This is a genomic window from Streptomyces sp. NPDC056347, from assembly GCF_042262625.1.
Lineage (GTDB): Bacteria > Actinomycetota > Actinomycetes > Streptomycetales > Streptomycetaceae > Streptomyces.
Genome location: NZ_JBHJQP010000158.1, coordinates 1 through 19,222, shown reverse-complemented (window position 1 = coordinate 19,222; position 19,222 = coordinate 1). Strand labels below are relative to the sequence as shown.

Annotated in this window: 8 protein-coding genes; 4 read left to right on the top strand and 4 right to left on the bottom strand. The window is 73.6% G+C overall.

Translation table 11 applies throughout. The features are described from left to right. Positions 1–29 precede the first annotated feature (29 nt). From ACFCV8_RS28535 to ACFCV8_RS28525, 3 genes are all read right to left on the bottom strand, one after another. Positions 30–2,615, bottom strand: coding sequence for an SdrD B-like domain-containing protein (locus ACFCV8_RS28535; protein WP_376688338.1), 2,586 nt, complete (start codon positions 2,613–2,615; stop codon positions 30–32). A 258-nt stretch (positions 2,616–2,873) separates the two neighbouring features. Further along, the gene (locus ACFCV8_RS28530) at positions 2,874–3,677 is read right to left on the bottom strand and encodes a hypothetical protein (RefSeq protein WP_376688337.1); all 804 of its coding nucleotides are present in this window, start codon (positions 3,675–3,677) and stop codon (positions 2,874–2,876) included. Between the two features lie 119 nt (positions 3,678–3,796). Beyond that, positions 3,797–5,104, bottom strand: coding sequence for a right-handed parallel beta-helix repeat-containing protein (locus tag ACFCV8_RS28525; RefSeq protein ID WP_376688336.1), 1,308 nt, complete (start codon positions 5,102–5,104; stop codon positions 3,797–3,799). A gap of 135 nt (positions 5,105–5,239) precedes the next feature. On the opposite strand from ACFCV8_RS28525, the gene ACFCV8_RS28520 reads away from it, so the two are divergent. The 4 genes from ACFCV8_RS28520 to ACFCV8_RS28505 all read left to right on the top strand — a co-directional run bounded on the left by ACFCV8_RS28520 (position 5,240) and on the right by ACFCV8_RS28505 (position 18,541). Next, complete coding sequence (locus ACFCV8_RS28520) at positions 5,240–6,358, top strand: Dyp-type peroxidase (RefSeq protein WP_376688335.1); 1,119 nt, start codon at positions 5,240–5,242, stop codon at positions 6,356–6,358. Positions 6,359–6,618: 260 nt separating this feature from the next. Next, positions 6,619–7,890: an MFS transporter gene (locus tag ACFCV8_RS28515; protein ID WP_376688334.1), complete on the top strand. Its 1,272-nt coding sequence runs from the start codon at positions 6,619–6,621 to the stop codon at positions 7,888–7,890. Continuing rightward, on the top strand, positions 7,890–11,237 hold the full coding sequence (locus ACFCV8_RS28510; RefSeq protein WP_376688333.1) for a type I polyketide synthase: 3,348 nt from the start codon (positions 7,890–7,892) through the stop codon (positions 11,235–11,237). Before ACFCV8_RS28515 ends, ACFCV8_RS28510 begins: the two co-directional genes overlap by 1 nt. Further along, entirely contained in the window at positions 11,234–18,541 is a 7,308-nt protein-coding gene (locus ACFCV8_RS28505; RefSeq protein WP_376688332.1) for a MupA/Atu3671 family FMN-dependent luciferase-like monooxygenase, read from the top strand. The genes ACFCV8_RS28510 and ACFCV8_RS28505 overlap by 4 nt, the downstream gene beginning before the upstream one ends. Positions 18,542–18,589: 48 nt before the next feature. On the opposite strand, the gene ACFCV8_RS28500 is transcribed toward ACFCV8_RS28505, so the two are convergent. Further along, the coding region (locus ACFCV8_RS28500; RefSeq protein ID WP_376688331.1) for a DUF4328 domain-containing protein at positions 18,590–19,222 on the bottom strand (633 nt) is incomplete at its 5' end.

The following is a 19,222-nucleotide window of genomic DNA, read 5'->3' as shown; positions in this document are numbered from 1 at the left end:
GTTCGTCGGCGGGCAGCGCCGTGCCGGTGCTACTTGCCCTTCCCGGGCTCCCCCCGCTCGTTGGTGAGGGTGATCTCCAGCGGGTTGTCCTTGCAGTTGTGCGTGGTGACGTTCAGTGGGGTGACGGGGTTCTCGGGCATCTCGTACCCCTCGGGCACGTCGGTCTCGACCAGGTAGTAGGAGCCGACCTGGATGCGGGTGAACGTGCAGGTGCCGTCGGAGTCGGTCGCGCAGCCGGCGCCGAGCTGGGTGTCGGGGTCGGGGCCGGTGCGCTGGAGGCCGGGCCTGCCGTTGGTCTCCTGCCACAGCTGGAAGACGGCGCCGGGCAGTGGCTCGCCGGTGCGGCTGTCCTTCTTGTCGAGGATGATGCGGGTCGGCTGGATGAAGCCGAAGTCGATGTCGTGGTCGTTCTGGCCCGGTCCGCCCGGGGTGACGTCGGCGTAGGGATAGGCGTTCTCGCCGGGTCCGGGCCGGCCCTTGGAGTTGGCCGCCGGGTCGCCCTGGTCGAACTGGGTGGGCATCCAGCCGTCGAGCGGGCCGCCGGGCGCGTAGTCGGCCGGGTCGTCGAGCCGTACGACGTACTCGCGGCCCGCGACCCAGTCCGCGGGCGGGACGTTCCTGACCAGGGTGGAGTCGAAGTAGTACTCGCCCCGCGCGTTGGTCCTCGTCGTCGCGATCTTCCGGCCCGTGTGGTCGTAGAGGTTGACCGTGGCGCCCACGACCGGATTCTCGTCCGGGTCCTGGCGTCCGTCCTTCATGTTCTTGCCGTTGTCGTACCAGACCCGGTTGCCGATCTGGAACGGCGCCTCGTCGCAGAGCACTTCGAGGTCGCCCAGACCGCCGGCCTTGCCGAACGAGTCGGTCAGCTCGTTGCCCATGCCCGCGCCGACGGTGCCGTCACCTCGGTTGAAGGGGCCGGTGCCCGAGGTGTGGGCGACGTCGATGGGGTCGAACACCCCGGAGGCGAGGGTGTCCTCGACCTTGGACAGCGCCACTCCGCCGAGGGCCGTCTCCTGGTGGTAGCCGCCCAGCCGGAATTCGCCGGGGTAGAACTCCTTGACGTCCGGATCCTGGTTCCCGCTGTTGGCGGGGGTGGCGTTGTTGACGCAGCCACCGTTGGCGTCCAGGACGAACGTGCCGCCGTGCTTGCACGCGCGGTTGAGGTCGCCGCCCGCGAAGGTCTGCACGGTGCGCGGGCTGTCCGGTTCGTACGCGATGAAGGTGCCGTACTGGTCGGCGTAGCGGTCGCGGAAGCCGAGGATCAGCTCGCCGTCGGTGTCCACCACGATGTCCGACAGCAGCGGCGTCGGGTTCGGCACCTCCCGGCCGTCCACCTGGGCGGACTTGCAGTCGACTCCGTCCTGGGAGTCCGGGACGGTGATGCGCCACGGGTACCACTTGTCGCCGTAGCAGGGCCCGGGGCCGTTCACCCGGCCCCGGGGGTAGGTGAGCCTCTCGTCCATCACCGTGCCGGTGAAGGTGCCCGTTCCGGGGGCGAAGGTGCGGATGACCGCCCGCAGGTCGTCGCGGTTCTGCGTGGACTCGCCGGAGCAGACGCCGCCGACGTAGACGGTGCCGTCCTGGATGCCGAGGCCGAAGGGCCGCCAGTCGTCCGTGGAGGGGCAGCCCGGATCGGGGATCGGGTAGGAGGCCTTGGGCGCGGAGGCGGTCTTCCCGGTGGCGTCGTAGCGGTAGAGCCGCTTGTCGTTGAGGTTGACGACGTACAGGTCCCTGCCGTCCTCGCTCACGTCGAGGTCGCCCAGCGACTCCTTGCCGACCGCGGTGCGGAAGGCGAGGTCCATGTCGGTGCCGGGGTCGTGCGTGGTGGTCCCGGCGTCCGGCACGGTGGTGAACCGGGACAGCTCCCCCGTGTTCCGGTCGCTCAGATAGATCGCGCCGGGGCCTGCGGGCCCGTAGTTCGCACCGCGCTTGGCGAAGGCGGACGAGAAGATCCACTTCTTCTGCTTGCTGTACCCGATGCCCCACAGGGACCCGGTCTGGGCCTTGGTGGCGAGATCGGTGGTCTCCGCGTCGTCGCCGCGCGCGTTGTAGGGATGGGTGACCAGGGTCCGGGCCGTCTCCGGGTCGTCCGATCCCGGCACGTCGCTCCTGATGCAGGCGGTGACCAGGTCGGCGTTCTTCTGGCAGTAGTCACCGGGGTTCCAGAACGAGGTGGTCACCTCGGCGTTCCTGCCGCCGGCCAGGTCGACGAACTCGACGTTGGACGAAAGGGCCCTCGGGTCGCTCAGGTCGTCCTTGGGCAGGGCGAATCCCGGGAAGAGGATTCCCGGCTCGGGGTTCTTGACCTCGACGCGGTACCTGCCGCCCGTGAGCTGCGCGCCCGGTGTCAGGCGGACCGTGCCGTCCGCCACGGTGGTGCCGGTCACGGAGGCGCCCGCGGTGTCGGTGAGCACCACCTTCACCCCGCCCAGCCCGGGTTCCAGGACGTCGTCCCACCGGCCGTTCGCGTTCACCTCGCGTACGACGCGCACCGTCAGGCTGCCGTCGCCGGCGTCGGCGACCGCCACCGGAGCGGCCGGCAGCACGGCGGCGGCCACGATGCCCGCCGCCAGCACCGCCGGCCATCCCGCCCTGGCAGCCGCTCTGCCCTTCATCGTTGTCACGCGTCAGCCCTTCTGTGGTTCTACGAGAACAACGGAACAGTGGCGCATGCAAGCGGAATTCAAATCGATGCTCAATCACACTCCCGGGAAAGCAAGGAAAAGCGCCCGTAAGGATGCACGAATGACTCCGGGATTCCGCCGTTTGCTGAGGCGCCACGGATGACCAGGAATTCCCGGGTGCGGAAAAGGTCCGTACGGCCGCCTTTCCGCCCCGGGAATTTCCCCCCGTACCGTGATCCGGCCCGGGCGCTACCGGGGCTCCGGGGCCACCGGCCCCTTCGGCCAGGGCTGGGCGGGGACGCGCAGCCCGGCCGGTCCGGGGGCGAAGTCCGTGCGGGCCGGATCCGGCAACGACGCGATGCGGGCCTCCACCCGGCCGAGCCGTCCTTCGCCGTCGACCCAGTACGTCAGCGGCGAGCGGCTGCCGCGGGCGCTGCCGCTGCGCCTGGGGCCGGAGAAGACCGTGTAGGCGGTGGCGCCGAGGGTCTCCTCGCGCAGGTGGAGCGGACCCGCCCGGGTCAGCAGCTGGGGGTTGTCGGGGCGGTCGGCCGCCAGGGACATCACCAGGCGCAGCGCGCTGTCGAGCGGGTCCCCGGTGTAGGCGCGGGGCGACCAGGAGCGCGGCTTCGATGCGGCTGCCGCCCGCACGATCGCCGCCATGCCGTGGGCGCCGGGCGCGAGAGCGGGTCCGGGGGCGACCGCGAGCCCGGTGGCGTCCCAGGCGATCAGTCCGGTCTCCGTGCCGCCTGCGCGGGTCGCGGTGTACCGGCCGACCGCGTGCCGCGTGCGGTAGTCGACGAGGCCGCGCACCGTGGTGGTGCCGCCACCGCCCTTGACGGTGGTGTCGACCGCCACGGTTCCGGCCTCGTACATGGCGAAGCGGGTCATCGCCAGTCGCTGGGCCTCGTCGAGAGTGACGGGGCGCGGCCCCTCCCGCTTCGACAGGGCCATGAACGCCGTGGCGCCGAGGAGACCGAGTCCGGCGAGGGCGAGCAGAAGGACGCGCAGTTTCCTCGACGGGGCGGTACGTCGAGGACGGGGCGGTACGGACACCAGAGTCACTCCGGATCGACTGGGCGGGAAGGGGAGAGGGCGGGGAGGCGGGAAGGCGGCACCGTGAGCGGGTGGCCGGTACTCAGCCCGGTGACCGGTACTCAGCCGGTGGCCGGTACTCAGCCGGTGGCCGGGGCCGGAAGCCGGTAGCGGGCCGGGTCGACCCGGCCGGGCAGGTTCGTCGCGGGCCGCGCCGGGGCGGTCCGCGCGTGCGCCATCTGCGGCTGCGCGGGCGGCCGGGCGACCTCCTTGAACGACACGCCGGGCGGCACCGGCACCGGCGCGGTGGTGCCCGGCTCGGCCAGCACGACGTCACGCCCCGGGCAGGAGGTCACCGCGGACGGCAGCGACCGCGGGGCGGTCGGGGCCGGGCCGCCGCCGGTGAAGCAGTTGCCCCCGGTACGGGCGGCGGCGAGGACCAGGGCGGTGCCGCCGCCGATCGCGTTGTCCCGGACGCTGTTGCCCCGTACCGGATATCCCTGGACGTCCCGCAGCACCAGCGCGGCCACCCGGTGGTCCTCGATGCGGTTGCGCTCGACGCGGTTGCGGGTGCCGCCGCCGATGCCGACGCCGATCCCGAAGCCGCCGTCGGCCTGCTCGGGGCCGCGGTCGTCGTTGTTGCCGGTGATGGTGTTGCCGGCGATCACGGCCTCGTGCTGCGGGCCGAGCGCCTCCAGGTCGTTGGAGTTGACGGTCACGCCGACCCGGTTGCGGCGCACGGTGTTGGCGACGACGTACAGGTCGCGCGAGGCGTTGGTGATCTCGATGCCGACGGCGTTGTGCTCCACCGTGTTGTTCCGTACGAGGGTGTCGCAGGGGTCGCACTGGCCGACGTAGATGCCGGAGTCGGACTGCCCGGAGGCGTAGGAGTCCTCGATGACGCCGCTGCGCGCGTCGAAGGCGTAGATGCCGTACAGGGCGTTGTCGTACGCGGTCACGTACGAGGCGCGGAAGCCCTTCAGGGGCGGGAACCTGACGGTGTCCAGCGGGTCGTAGCCGTCGCCGCCGGCGCCCACCCCCTGGAGGCGTTCGTCGGTGACACCGGTGAAGAGCACGCCGTTCGCCAGGTGGTTGCGGACGGTCAGGTTCTCCACCACCGACCCCGGACCGGTGACGGTGATGCCGTTGGCGCGCCGGAACTCCCCGTCGACGACGGTCCGGTCGCGGTCCACGCCGCGCAGCACCACACGAGGGCGTCGCACGGTCACGGCCTCGTGGTAAACACCCGATGAGACCAGCACGACGTCCCCCGATCGGGCGACATCGACGGCCTTCTGGATGGACGGGTACCGGCCGGGCACCCGCAGCACGGCCGGCGGCCCGGAAGGCCCCGGCTTCGCGTCGGCGCCGGGGGAACCGCATCCGGACAGCGCCATGAACGCCGCGGCGGCCAGGGCGGCCAGGCGCGCGCCCCGCGGCGGGCGCACACCTGGGCCATTCACCCGATATTTCACGACAAGAGATCTCATGGCGGAAGGTGTATCGTCACGCCGCGCCGTCCGGCGGATCCTGCGCGTGCTCCGTCCCCGGCCGCGCTCCCCGCCTCTGTCCTGGAGCCCCTGGTGACCTCCCTGCCCCCGCCCCGCCGCCGTGCGCTGCTTCTCGCCCCGCTCGCCGCGGCCACCGCGTGCGGCACCTCCGCGACCGGGAGCCCGGCCGGGGAATCCGCCAAGGGCGGGGCCACGGCCGCCCCCGGGGATTCCGGCGCGTCCGGCCGCGGGAGCCGTCCGGTCCTCCGCACCCAGCCGGGCATCGCCACCGCCCAGCCCGCCCACGTGCTGCTGATCGCCCATGACCTGGCCCCCACCCGCCCGACGGCGGCGGACGTCCGCCGCGTCCTGTCCGGCTGGTGGGCCGACCGCACCGCCCGCCCGGCCCCGGGAGTGACGGCGACCGTGGCGGCCGGTCCCGGCCTGTACCGAAAGCTGGGTCTGGCCGCCCCGCCCCGGCTGAAGGATCTGCCGTCCTTCCCGCACGACCGCCTCGAGGCCCGGCGCGGCGGCGGTGACGTACTGGTCCAGCTCCGCGGACCGGACGCCGCCGCCTGCGACCGTGCCGCCGCCCGGCTCACCGCCCGCGCCGCCGGTGTCCTCGCCCCGCGCTGGCGGCAGTCCGGATTCCTGCCGCCGCACGCCGCGGGCGAGACCCCGCGCAACCTCTTCGGGTTCAAGGACGGCACGGAGAACCCGGCGGACGGCGAACTCGCCCGCTGGGTCTGGCACGACGACGGCGGCACCTACCTCGTCTACCGGCGCATCCGCATGGCCGTCGACGCGTTCGGCGCGCTGCCCGTGCCCCGGCAGGAGCGGATCGTCGGGCGCCACAGGGCCGGCGGGGCGCCGCTGGGCGGGCACCGCGAGCACGACCCGGTGGACCTGTACGCCAAGTCGCCGCAGGGCCGCTACGGCATCCCGGCCGACGCCCACGTCCGCCTCGCCCACTCACGCCTGGACGGCGGCGCCCGAATGCTGCGCCGGGGCTACTCCTACGACGACGGCCCCGACGACCGGGGCCTGCTCTTCCTGGCCTATCTGCGCGACCCGGCCCTGTTCGTACGGGTGCAGGAACGCCTGGCCGCCGGCGATGCGATGAACGCCTTCATCGAGCACCGCGCGTCCGCCGTGGGCTACGTACTCCCCGCCCCGGCCCCCGGCGAGTCCCTCGGCGACCGACTGCGCTGACGTGCGACGGAGCCCCTGTCCGTCCCCCGCGCACACGACCGGCCGGCCCGCGACGGGCCGACCGGCAGAACACCGGAAGGATGCCTTCTGCGTGTTGTCGCCGCGTGGCCGACGGACAAAGCTTGACCGTGTTGGCAGGTACGTGTGCGAATCGGTGAACTCCATGGGACGGATGGGGTGTTGGGCGGCCGTTCCGGACCATGAGACGGGGGCGGCGAGCGGCCGGCACCCGGTCCCCCATGCCTTCCGGAAGGTTGCGCATGAAGCATTTCCGGCTGCTCGTTCTCGGTAACGGTGTTTCCGCGTACGGCAGTTACCTGAACATGGTCGCGCTGAACGTCTTCGTCTACGACGTCACCGGGAGCGCCCTGGCCGCCGGGCTCTTCATGGCGGTGCGTCTGGGGACGAGCGTGGGGGCGGGGTTCGTCAGCGGGCGCCTCGTCTCGGCGTACGACCGCAAGCGTCTGATCGTCGGCGCCGATCTCTGCCAGGCCCTGGCGCTGCTGGCGCTGCTGCTGGCCCCGGAGGGCGGACGGGTCTCCCTGCTGTACTGCCTGGCCGTGGTCACCGGGAGCTGCTCGACGCTCTCGCAGGTCGCGCTGCGCAGCAGCATCCCGGAGATCGTGGGGGCCGAGCACCGGACCCGGGCCAACAGTCTGCTGGTCACGGGCCGTTCCCTCGCCATGATCGCGGGCTTCGCGTCGGCGGGGGTGGTGGTCGCGCAGCTCGGGTACACGGTGGCGTTCGTCCTGGACGCGGCCACGTTCCTGGTGTCCGCGTCGGTGCTGCTGTCGCTGCCGATCCGGACGAAGGCCCTGCCCAAGGCCCCCGAGGGCGGCGAGGGCGGTGGGGCCGGCGCTCCGGCGGCCGCGCACCCTTCGCTGCGGCTGCTGTGGGCCGGTGCGCCGTTGCTGCTGGCGATGATCGCCGTGCGGGCCGTGGACGGGCTGGGGTCCTCCTCGCACAACGTCGCGCTGCCCGTGTACTCCAGCCTGCTCGACCCCGACCATCCGGCCACCTTCGTCAGCCGGTTCTGGGCCACCTGGGCGATCGGCACCATCATCGCCCAGCAGGTGCTGTCCCGGTACACCCGCCGGACCGGGCACACCTTCGGCGAGCGGGCCTTCGCCGTCGGCGCCTGCGTCATGTCCGCGGCGTTCATCGTGGTGTTCGGCGGGCTGCCCACCGTGCCGCTGCTCGCCACGGCACTCGTCGCCGGAATCGCGGACGGGTTCACCGAGGTCGTCTACGTCTCACGGCTCCAGGCGGTCCCCGACGAGCAGCGCGGCCGCCTCTTCGGGTTCTCCGCCTCGGCCGAGAACGCCGGGTTCGGCCTGGGGATGCTGGTCAGCGGGTCGTTGCTGGAGTCCTTCTCCCCGTTCCAGGTGGTGGCCGCCCTGCACGGCCTCGCCATCGTGCTCTGCCTCGGCCTGCTGGTACTGCTCGTGCTGCGCCGCGCCCCGGCCACCGCGACCGGGGCCGGGCGGCTGCGCGAGCCCGGCGGCGACGTCCTGCACGAGGGGCGCGGCTGATGGACGGCAACGGCGGGCCGGACCCGCGCATCGCCGTGATCGGGATGTCCTTCCGGCTGCCGGGGGCCGACACGCCGGAGGACCTGTGGCGCATCGTCCGGGGCGGCGAGGACCGCTTCACCCGGTTCACCGGGGACGAGCTGAAGGACGCGGGCGTCCCCGAGGAGCTGTACCGGCGCGACGACTTCGTCGGGACCTCGGCGCTCCTGGACGACATCGCCGGGTTCGACGCCCGGCACTTCGGGATCAGCCCCCGCGAGGCGAGCCTGACCGACCCCCAGCACCGGCTGTTCCTGGAGTGCGCGCAGCACGCCCTGGAGAACGCCGGTTACCCCGACGAGCGGGACGGGAAGCGGATCGGGGTCTACGCCAGCACCGGCTACCACCTGTACAACATGCAGTCGTACCTGCTCAACAACGTGCTGCCGAACGAGGACATCACGGACTGGCTGGCCGGGATGCAGGTCATGGTGGGCAACTTCACCGACTTCACCGCGAGCCGGGTCGCCCACCGGCTCGATCTCACCGGACCCGCCGTCAGCGTGCAGACGGCCTGCTCCAGTTCGCTGGTGGGGGTGCAGCTGGCCGCCCAGTCGCTGGTGCTGGGCGAGTGCGATGTCGCGCTGGTCGGCGCCACCGCCATCCATGTCCCGCAGGTCCTCGGCTACCACTACGTCAAGGGCTCGATCCTCTCCAGGTCGGGCCGGCTGCGGGCCTTCGACGCCGCCGCGAACGGAACGGTCGGGGGCACCGGGGTCATCGCCGTCGTACTGAAGCGGCTGGGCCGGGCGGTCGCGGACGGCGACACCGTGCACGGCGTCATCCGCGGCTGGGGCATCGGCAACGACGGCGCGGACAAGCGGGCGTTCGCGGCGCCCAGCGCCCGGGGCCAGCAGCAGGCGGTACGCCGGGCGCTGGACCACGCGGGCGTCGGGGCCGACACCATCGGCTATCTGGAGACCCACGGAACCGGCACCCTCAAGGGCGACCCCATCGAGCTGGCGGGGGCGGGCGCGGCGTACCGGCAGGACACCGACCGGACCGGCTACTGCGCCCTCGGAGCCGTCAAGGCCAACATCGGGCACCTCGACGTGGCGTCCGGGCTGGCCGGTCTCGTCAAGGCCCTGCTGGTCCTCAAGCACGGGGTGATCCCGCCGATCGCCGGGTTCGAGGAGGCCAATCCGCTGCTCGGGCTCGCGGACAGCCCGTTCTACGCGCCGACCGCCCCGCACCCGTGGCCGAAGGGCGACACCCCCCGGCGGGCCGGGGTCACCTCGCTCGGGGTCGGCGGCACCAACGTCCATCTGGTCCTGGAGGAGGCCCCCGCTCCCGCGCCGCGTTCCGGCACCGCCACCCCGCCGGACGTGCTGCTGGTCTCCGCGACGAGCCGGGAGGCCCTCGCCGACAACGCGCGGTCCCTGCGCGACGTGCTCCGCAGGAGGACCGCCCTGCCCCTGGCGGACCTCGTCACGACCACCGCCCTCGGGCGCACGCACGGCCGCCACCGCATCGCGGTCCGCGGGTCCACCCCGTCCGCGCTGGCCGACGCCCTCGACGCCTGGCTCTCCGACGCCTCCGCCCCGCCCGCGAGCGGCGCGGGCCCCGAGCCGCGCGGGGACGCCCCTGCCCGGGTGGTGTTCCAGTTCACCGGCCAGGGGTCGCTGCGCCCCGGGGCGGCGGCGGCCCTGTACGAACGGTTCCCCGTCGTACGGGAGGTCCTCGACGCCTGCGAGGCGGTGCACCGCCGTCTCACCGGTGCACCGCTGCTGGCGGGACTTCTCGGCCGGGAGGCGCACGTACCCGGGACGGACGCACCGGACGGGGGTGCGCCGAGGGCGGGCGTGCCGGACCGGGGCGTACCGGATGCCGTCTGGCCGACCGAGACCGCGCAGCCCGCCCTGTTCGCCCTCCAGTGCGCCCTGGTCCGGCTCTGGGAGGAGGCGGGCGTCGGGCCGTGGGCGGTGACCGGTCACAGCGTCGGGGAGTACGCGGCGCTGTTCGCGGCGGGGGCGCTGTCGCTGGAGGACGGCCTGGAACTGATGACGCACCGGGGGCGGCTGATGCGCGAGCGGTGCGCGCCGGGCGCCATGGTGGCGGTGGCGCTGGACCGGGGGTCCGCCGCGGAGCTCTCCGCCGCGCACCCCGGCACCGAGCTCGCCGTGACCAACGGGGAACGCTCCCGGGTGCTGGCGGGCCCCGTGGCCGCCGTGGACCGGCTGTGCGCCGCCCTCGATAAGCGGTCCGTCCCGTACGAACGCCTTCCGGTGGACCGGGCCTTCCACACCGCCACCGTGGAGCCGATGCTCGACGCGTTCGCGACGGTCCTGTCAAAGACGCCCTTCACCCCGCTGCGGACCCGCTTCGTCAGCTCGCTCGACGGCCGGGTCCGTGAACCCGGCTGGCTGCCGGACCCGGAGTACCTGCTGCGCCACGCCCGCGAACCGGTGCGCTACGACGCGTCGCTGCGCACCGTCGCCGGTGAACGGCCCGGCGTACTCCTGGAGATCGGCCCGCACACCACGCTCAGCGGCCTGGCCCGCCGCGCCCTTCCCGGGGTGCGGGCGACCGCGTCCCTGCACCGGAACTCCGGACTGACGGCGCTCTTCGGCGCCGCGGCGGCCCTGCACTGCGCGGGGGCCGACGTCGGCTGGGAGACGTTCCTGGCCGGCACCGGAGGGCGGCGCGTACCGCTGCCCGGCTACCGCTTCCAGCACCGGCACCACTGGGTCGGGACACCTCCCGCACCCCGCGTACCCATGTCCCCGGCGAGAGAGGAACGCACCATGACGTCAGAAGCGACGGAGACCAGGCGCCTGCTGGACAGCATCCTCGGCGTCCTCTCCAGGACCTTCGGGGAGGACCTCGGCTCGGTCCCGGCCGACACCCCGTTCTTCGATCTCGGCGCGGACTCGCTCCTGATGATCAATGTGCTCCGGGAGATCGAGCAGGAGCACCAGGTCAAGGTCACGATGCGGGAGCTGTTCGACGAGACGGGCACGCCCGAGCTGCTCGCCGAGCTCGTCGCGGCGCGGCTGCCCCGGCGGCCGGGGGCCGCCGAGCCCGCCTCCGTACCCGCGCCCCCGCCCGCGCCCATATCCCCTGCACCTGCACCCACGCCCGCACCCTTGCCCGCCGTCGCCGTACCTCCGACCGCCCCGCAGGACGTCGCCGCGCAGGACGGTTCCGTCACCCGGCAGGAGCTGCGGGAGCTGGCCCAGCGGGTCCAGCAGCTGTCGCAGATCCAGCTCCAGATGCTCACCCAGATCTCCCAGCTGTCCCAGCTGCTCGCCCTCCAGGGCGCCGGGCCGACCGTGGCCGTGGCGCGGAACGGCGAGGTGGTCCGGTGAACGGGCAGGAGAACCTCACGGCCGACCTGGACCGGGACCTGGCCGCCATGGCCGAACTCACCCGGAGCATCGCCGAACGGATCGACACCGTCGACACCGGGCAGAACGGGACCGGACGGAACGGGACCGGGCACGCCGCGGCCCCAGGCACGCCGCAGCCCCAGGCGCACGGGCCGCGCGTGGTGGTCGCCCCCGACGCCGGGATGGTCCGCGCCACCTCGCCCCGCACCCAGCAGGAGCACCTCGACGACCTCGTACGCCGCTACACGGCACGGACGGCGGCCTCCAAGGCGCTCGCCCAGCGCCACCGCCGCAGGCTCGCCGACAGCCGGGCGGTCGTCGGCTTCCGCAGGTCGACCAAGGAGATGCTCTACCCCGTGGCGGCCCGGCGCGCGCAGGGCTCCCGGATCGAGGACATCGACGGCAACGGCTACACCGACATCACCATGGGTTTCGGGGTGCTCCTCTTCGGCCACGAGCCCGAGTTCGTCCGCGAGGCCGTACGCGAACACCTCTCCCGGGGCATCCGGCTCGGCCCCCGCGGCCCCGAGACGGGCGAGGCCGCCGAGCTGCTGTGCGAGCTGACCGGAATGGAACGGGTGGCGTTCGCCAACTCCGGCACGGAGGCCAACGCGGCGGCGATCCGGCTGGCCCGTGCCGCCACCGGCCGCGACCGGATCGTCACCTTCACCGGCGCCTACCACGGCCACGCCGACCAGGTGCTGGGCCGGGACGCCGGGCACGGCTCCCCGGAGCGGACCGTGCCCGTCTCCCGGGGCATCCCGCAGAGCGCCGTCTCCGAGCTGACCGTCCTCGAATACGGCAGCGAGGAATCCCTCCACGCCATCGAGCGGGACGCGGAGCGGATCGCGGCGGTGATCATCGAACCGGTGCAGAGCAGGCACCCCTCGCTCCGGCCCGTCGCGTTCGTCCGCAGACTGCGCGAACTGACCGCCCGCCACGGCATCGTCCTGATGTTCGACGAGATGCTGACCGGTTTCCGTCCCGCGCTCCGCGGCGCGCAGGAGCTCTACGGCGTCACCCCGGACCTCGCCACCTACGGCAAGCTCCTCGGCGGCGGCTTCCCCATCGGGGCGATCGCCGGACGCTCCGACATCATGGACGGGGTCGACGGCGGCCACTGGAGCTACGGGGACGACAGCGGCCCGACCGCCGACACCACCTTCTTCGGCGGCACCTACCTCCAGCACCCCGTGTCGATGACCGCGGCGCGCGCCGTGCTCACCCACCTGAAGGAGCGGGGCCCGCACCTCCAGGAACGGCTCAACGCCCGGACGACCGAACTGGCCCACGGGCTCAACGACTTCTTCGAGGCCGAGGAATTCCCGCTGCGGATGGGCTGGTTCGGCTCCCAGTTCCGCTTCGAGCACCGCGCCGACATGGAACTCCTCTACTACCACCTGATGCTGCGGGGCGTGCACGTGTGGGAGTGGCGCAACTTCTTCCTCTCCACGGCACACACCGACGGCGACATCGAGCACGTGGACGAGGCCGTACGGGGGTCGCTGCGGGACCTGAGGAAGGCCGGGTTCTTCCGTACCGGCAAGGTGCTGCCCCCGCGACCCGCTCCCGTCCGGTCCCCGGCGGCCGAAGCGCCCGCCGCCGCTCCCGCCACGCCCGCCACGCCCGCCGCTGCCGCCGCTCCCGCCACGCCCGTCGCTGCCGCCGCTCCCGCCGTACCCGAACCCGTGGCCGATGCGCCTTCCGCCGCCCCCGCGACACCGCGCCGCGCCGACTTCAGCCTCTACTTCTTCGGCGACTACCCGGAACCGGACGACGGTCCCGGCGCCGGGACCGGCCCGGGAGAGGGCCGCTACGAACTCCTCATGGAGGCGGCCCGGTTCGCCGACGACCACGGGTTCGAGGCGCTGTGGATGCCCGAACGCCACTTCAACTCCTTCGGCGGCCTCTTCCCGAACCCCGCCGTCCTGGCCGCCGCGCTGTCCCGGGAGACCCGGCGCATCCGCCTCAACGCGGGCTCGGTCGTCCTCCCGCTGCACGACCCGATCCGGGTGGCGGAGGAGTGGTCCATGGCGGACAACCTCTCCGGCGGACGCGTCGGCCTCGGCGTCGCGAGCGGCTGGAACGCCAACGACTTCGTCTTCTTCCCCGAGCGCTTCGGACCGCACAAGCAGGAGATGTACGACCGGCTGGAAGAGGTGCGGAGCCTGTGGCGGGGCGAGCCGCTGCGCCGCACCACCGGCGACGGCGAACGGGAGATCCGGCTCTTCCCCCGCCCCGTCCAGACGATGCCACCGCTCTACACGGCGGTGGTCGGCAACCCCGAGTCGTACGAACGGGCCGCCGCGCACGACCTGGGCATCGTGACCAACCTGATGACCCAGGACATCGACCAGCTCCGGGACAACATCGCCCGCTACCGCCGCGCCCGGGCGCGGCACGGCCTCGACCCGGACGCCGGGCGGGTCGCCGTCCTGCTGCACACCTATCTCGGCGAGGACCACGGCACCGCCCGGGCCGAGGCCTTCGCGCCGATGGCCCGCTACATGCAGGCCTCGCTCTCCCTGTTCAGCGGCGTCACCAACAGCCTCGGGGTCACCACCGACCTCGGCTCGCTCAGCGAGGACGACCTGGACGTGGTCTTCCGCCGCGCCTACGGCCGCTACTGCGACCAGCGGGCCCTGATCGGCGAGGTGGACACCGTGCTGCCGGTGGTCGAGGCGGTGACCGACGCGGGCGCGGACGAGATCGTCGCCCTGGTCGACTTCGGCGTCTCCGCGGACCGGCTGCGCGCCGGACTCCCCCGGCTGGACGCGCTGCGCCGCCGGCACCAGGAGCGGCGGGCCCCCGACCCGGGCACGCCGCTGTCCCCGGGCCAGGAGCGGATCTGGTTCCTGGAGCGGCTGCTTCCGGGACGCACCGCCTACAACGAGGTGAAGGCCATCCGGCTGCGCGGCCCGCTCGACGCCGGGGCGCTGCGCACCGCGTTGCGCCGCCTCGTCGACCGCCACGAAGGGCTGCGCACCGTCTTCCGGCCGGCGGGCGACTCGGCGGTCCAGCTGGTGCGGGACGGCGCCGAGCCGGACTTCGAGCCGGTGGACGGCACGCTCCGGCCCGAGGACACCGTGCGGGAGACACTGGCGGCGGAGAGCGCCCGCCGCTTCGACCTGGAGAACGGCCCGCTGTTCGTCAGCAGGCTCGTACGCACCGCCGACGACGAGCACGTACTGGTCATGTCGTTCCACCACATCGTGGTCGACGCCGCCTCGGCGACCGTCCTGTGCCGGGACCTCTCCGCCTTCTACCGGGCGGAACTCGACGGCACGAGGACCGGCCCGCCCCCGCTCGCCTGGAGCTACGCCGCGTACGCGCGGGAGCGGCGCGCGGCGGCGGACGGCCCCGGCACCGCGCGGGACCTGGCCCACTGGACCCGGGTGCTCGCCGGTGACCTGCCGGTCCTCGACCTGCCCGCCGACCGCCCCCGCCCGGCGGAGATGACCTCCCGGGGCCGCGCCGTCTTCTGTTCCCTCGACCCCGGCCTGTCCGAGCAGGTCAGGCAGGTGGGCCGGAGCCACCGCGCCACCCTGTTCATGACCCTGGTGGCCGGCTGGGCGGCGATGCTGCGCCAGGTCACGGGGCAGGACGACCTCGTCATCGGCATCCCGGTCTCGGACCGGCCGCAGCGGGCCGAGGAGCTGATCGGCTTCTTCGTCAACACCCTCGCCCTGCGCGTCGACCTGAGCGGCGATCCCGGGTTCACGACGCTGCTGGAGCGGGTGCGGGCCGTCGCGCTCGACGCCTACGACCACGCGGAGACACCGTTCGAGGAGGTGGTGCGCGCCCTCGCGCCGCCGCGCCGGACGGACCGCACCCCGGTGTTCCAGACCTGCGCCGAGTTCCAGTCCGCGGAACCGTTCCGCCTGGACCTCCCCGGTATCGAGGCGGAGGCGCTGGACGCGGGCCCCGACAAGGCGCTGACCGATCTGACGGTCTACTTCACCGACCGGCCGGAGGGCGTGCGCTGCCATCTGGAGTACAACGCGGACCTGTTCGACCCGGACACCGTCGACCGGTTCTTCACGGTCTTCCGCGACCTCCTGACCGCCGCCGTCGACCGGCCCGCCACCCCGTTGTCCCTGCTCGCGCGCACGGCTGCCGAGGGCGACCAGGTGCCGGAGGGCTGGGGGCGCGGCCCCGTCCGGCCGGTCGCGGACACCACCGTGCACGGCTGGGTCGCCCGCCAGGCGGCGGCGCACCCCGCGCGGACCGCGGTGGTGGACGAGGACGCCGTACTGACCTACGGGGAGCTGGACGAGCGGGCCGGGCGGCTCGCCGCCGTGCTCTCGGAACACCGGGCGGAGGGGGAGCGGGAGCCGCTGGTGGCGGTGTGGCTGCCGCGCTCGGCGGAGCTCGTCGTGGCGCTGCTCGCCGTGGCGCGGGCCGGTTGCGCGTACGTGCCGCTCGATCCGTCGCTCGGGGCCGTCCGCGCCGCGCAGGTGATCGCCGCGAGCGGCACCCGTACGGTGATCAGCGGGGCGGCCGGGGCGAAGGAGCTGGGGCTGCCCGGGTCGGTGGCCGTCGTCGCACCGGACGCCGCCCCGACGTGGGCCCCCGGGCGCGCGGCGGACGTCTCCCCCTCGTCACCGTTCGCCGTCATCCACACCTCGGGCAGCACCGGCACGCCCAAGGGGGTCGTGCTCACGCACCGCGGTCTCGTGGACCTCTGCCAGTGGCACCACGAACGCTTCGCGTTCACCGCCGACGACCGCAGTGCCGTCGTGTGCAGCCAGAGCTTCGACGCCTCGCTGCTGGAGATCTGGCCCGCCCTGACGGCGGGCGGCACGGTCGTCGTGGCCGGTGAACCCGTCCGCCGCGACCCGCTGGCCCTGGCCCGGTGGTACGCCGACCGGGACATCTCCTTCAGCATCCTTCCGACCGCCCTGGGCGAGCAGGTGCTGCGCCTGCCGGTGGCCGATCAGCCGCCGCTGCGCCACCTGCTGCTGGGCGGCGAGGCGCTGCGCGTGCGCCCCCGGCCCGAGGCCGCCTACGAGACGGTGAACGTGTACGGCCCCACCGAGACGACCGTGCTGTGCGTCGTCGACACGGTCGGGCCCGGGCCCGGGGCGGACGTGATCGCGATCGGACGTCCGGTCGACAACGTCACGCTGCGCGTGGTGGACGCGTCGGACAAGCCGGTGCCCATCGGCGCGGTGGGCGAACTCCTCGTCGGCGGCCCGGGGGTGGCCGCGGGTTATCTGAACCGGCCGGACCTCACCGCGGAGAGGTTCGCCGCCGCTCCGGAGAACCGTGCGGGCAACGGTACGGACGACGGCGCGGGAGACCGTCACTACCGCACGGGTGACCTGGTCCGCTGGACGGCGGACGGGCGGCTCGTGTTCGTGGGCCGTACCGACGACCAGGTGAAGATCCGCGGCTTCCGGGTCGAGCCGGAGGAGGTCGCGCAGGTGCTGGCCGGTCTCGACGGTGTCCGCCGGGCGGCCGTCGTCGGACGCCGCCACACCAACGGCGAGACCTTCCTGGCCGCCTACGTGGTACCCGCCGGCCCGGGCCCCGACCGCACGGACCGGTGGGCCGGGGAACTGCGCGACCGCCTGCCGGAGTACCTGGTGCCGCGCGCCTGGCAGGTCCTCACCGAACTGCCGCTGACCGCCAACGGCAAGGTGGACCGGGCCCAGCTCCCGCCGGTCGCCCCCTTCGCCCCGCCCGTCGGGGAGCACACCCCCCGAAGCGGCGGACCGGAGCCGGGGACCGCACCCCGTACCGCGACCGAGAACGGGCTGCGCGAGCTCTGGGCGGCCGAGTTCGGCCTCACCGCCCCGGACATCGGTCCGGACGTCTCCCTCTTCGACCTGGGCGGACATTCGCTCACCGCGATGCGGCTGGTCAACCGGATCAGGGAGACCTGGGACATCGAGTACCCGCTCTCCCGCCTCTACCAGGAGCCCACGCTGCGCGCGATGACGGAGTTCCTGCACGGCGCCGGATCGCGCGAGGTCGTCCGCTCGGGTCCGGCCAGCCACCAGCAGGCCCGTTTCGCCACCGTGCACGCCCTGCACCCCAAGCCGCAGGTCTTCAACGTCGCCCTGCGGATCACCCTCGAAGGCCGGCTGGACCCGGGAACGCTCCGCACCGTGCTCCAGGAGCTGACGGAGCGCCATGAGGTGCTGCGCACCCGCCTGGTGCGGGAGGGCCAGGACTCCTGGCGGCAGGAAGTGCTCGAACCCCGCCCCCACGAGCTGCCGGTCGACGACCTCACCGCGCTCCCGGAGCCGGAACGGCGGGCCGAGGTGCGACGGCTCGCGCAACGGGCGGCGGAGACCCCGCTGGACCCCTTCGAGGCGGACGTCCTCTCCACCCGGCTGCTGCGCACCGGCGCCGAGGAGTGGGAGCTGCTGCTGGTGCTGCACCACTGCACCTGCGACGGGTGGGCGGTGACCACGCTGCTGAAGGAACTCGCCGCGCTCTACCGGGCGGCCGTCACCGGGACCGGACCCGGTCTGCCGCCCACGGCCCCGCAGCACGTGGAGTACGCGCACTGGCAGCTCGCCCACGCCGCGGCGACCCATGAGCGCCGCACGGACTACTGGCTGGACGAGCTCGTCGACGCCCCCTTCACCGCGGACCTGCCGCTGGACCGGCCGCGGCCCGACACCCTCAGCGGGCGGGGCGGGGTCATCGGGTTCACCGTGCCCGCCGAGGTCCGGGCGGCCGTGGAACGGCTGGCCGCCCAGCGGGCGACGACCCCCTTCGTGGTGACCGCGGCGGCACTCGGCCGGCTGCTGGCCACCAAGGCGGCGCAGGACGACGTGGTACTGGCCATCTCCTACGCGGGCCGGGAGAGCCGCGAGTTCGAGTCCCTGATCGGCTGCACGGCCCTGGCCCTCGCCCTGCGGGTCCGTGACGCGCGCACCGGCACCTTCGGGGCGCTGACCGACCGGGTCACCCGTACGACGGTCCTGGGCATGGAACACGCCATGTCCCCGCGTCAGGTGACCCCGGCGATGCGGGAGCGCAGGGGCGTCCAGCTGCCGGAGGGCCTGGGCATCCACCTGGCCTACGAGAGTTCGCTGGACACGGGGATGGAGCTGCCGGGGCTCACCACGACGGTGACGGAGGTCGCCGCGGACGCGTCCCGGTCGGAGTTCGTCATGGTGCTGACCCCGGCCGGGGACGTGCTGGACGGCGCCGTGGAGTACTCGTCCGACCTGTGGGACCGGGCGACGGTCGAATCCTGGACGCGGGAGTACGTACAGCTGCTGCGCGACGAGACCGGTGAGGCGCTCGCCGACGGCACCCGCTGAGAACGGCAGGGGCCGGGCGGCGGCCGGACACCGCCGCCCGGGCCCGGCTCAGAACGCGGGCGTGGTGCCCAGCGGGTACGTCCCGAGGGCCGCCCGCTCGCCCTGCATCCGGGTCAGCTTGCGCACGAAGAGGATGGCCAGGACGGCGGCCACGATGTCCAGCGCGTCGGTCGCCATCGTCAGGTCGACCGCGTTCACGATCTCCTCGGGCAGCTCGGCCGTCCGGTACCGCAGCTGCGCGAACCGGGAGAGGATCAGCGAGCAGATCCAGACGCCCCACCACAGGTTCATCACGGTGGCGGGGACGTGGCGCCAGCTGCCGTCGGTGTTCGTCTGGGCGCTGGCGGTCCAGATGCCGCCCGCGATCCGGCGCGGCAGCACCAGGTTGGCGATCGGGACGAACCAGGCGCCGATGGCCCAGCCGGGCCGCATCCGCTGCATGCTCCGGTCGAAGATCTCGGCGTTCAGCCGTACCCGCCGGAACCAGATGAGGAAGACGACGACGGTGGCCAGGGTCGCGAGGCTCTGGAGCGCCCCGGCCGCCCCGTACAGGTTGTCCGCGAGGGTCGCCGCGTCTTCGTCCAATGTCGCGAAGTCGTCGGCCATCCCGGCCGTGAGCAGGCGGCTGGTGTTCAGCCCCGCCGCCAGGGCGAGCACATCCGCCCCGGCGACCACCGACTC